Here is a 1,028-nt window from a genome sequence, read left to right as displayed (position 1 = left end):
TACGCGATCCTCGCCACGATGGCGACGATCTGGCTCGGCTTCACCGCGCTGATGATGTGGACCGAGTTCCACCACGGCGGTCCGGCGTTCGACCTGGCCGGCGGCGCGATGGAGGGCAAGGAGACCCGCTTCGGCATCGGCGGCTCGTCGATCTTCGCGGTGGCCACCACGCTCACCTCCACCGGCGCCGTGAACTCCTTCCACTCCTCCTACACCGGCTTCGGCGGCGGCATCGAGATGCTGGGCATGCAGCTCGGCGAGATCGCGCCCGGCGGCACCGGCTCCGGCCTCTACGGCATGCTGATCATGGCGATCATCGCGGTGTTCATCGCCGGCCTGATGGTCGGCCGTACGCCGGAGTACCTGGGCAAGAAGATCGGCACCCGCGAGATCAAGCTGGCGGCCTGCTACATCCTGGTCACGCCGGCGCTCGTCCTCGGCTTCACCGCGGTGTCGATGGCGCTGCCCACGCCCAAGGACTCGATGCTCAACTCCGGGGCGCACGGCTTCTCCGAGATCCTGTACGCCTTCACCTCCGGGGCCAACAACAACGGCTCGGCCTTCGGCGGCCTGAGCGCGGACACGAACTGGTTCAACACCACGATCGGCCTCGCCATGCTCCTCGGCCGCTTCCTGCCGATGGTGTTCGTCCTCGCGCTCGCCGGATCGCTCGCCGAGCAGAAGCCGATCCCGGCCACCGCGGGCACCCTGCGTACCGAAAAGCCGCTGTTCACCGGATTGCTGGTCGGCACCATCATGATCATCACCGGTCTCACCTACTTCCCCGCCCTGGCGCTGGGACCGCTTGCCGAGGGGCTGGCGTCATGAGCACACACACGCACAAGCACGACACGGACGGCCGGGACGGGGGAGCGGTCGCGACCGCGACGCGCGCCCCCCACCAGGACGTCCCCACCGGTCACAAGCCCGCCGACGACGGCAGGGTCGGCGCGGGTCTCTTCGACCCCGCCCAGCTGCTGAAGTCCCTGCCGGACGCCTTCCGCAAGCTGGACCCGCGCGTCATGGTC

At 69.0% G+C, this 1,028-nt stretch carries 2 protein-coding genes; both read left to right on the top strand.

Annotated features, from left to right (window positions below; all coding sequences use genetic code 11):
* A partial coding sequence (locus AOK22_RS37060; protein ID WP_208606499.1) for a potassium-transporting ATPase subunit KdpA occupies window positions 1-828 on the top strand: 828 nt, incomplete at its 5' end.
* Window positions 825-1,028 (top strand): hypothetical protein (locus AOK22_RS37055; RefSeq protein WP_157872411.1); only part of this gene is annotated, 204 nt, incomplete at its 3' end. The genes AOK22_RS37060 and AOK22_RS37055, both read left to right, overlap by 4 nt.

The organism is Streptomyces silaceus (assembly GCF_001419745.1).
In the GTDB taxonomy this organism is placed as follows: Bacteria; Actinomycetota; Actinomycetes; order Streptomycetales; family Streptomycetaceae; genus Streptomyces; species Streptomyces silaceus.
The sequence above is the reverse complement of the archived record's forward strand: the minus strand, read 5'-3'. Positions and strand labels throughout refer to the sequence as shown.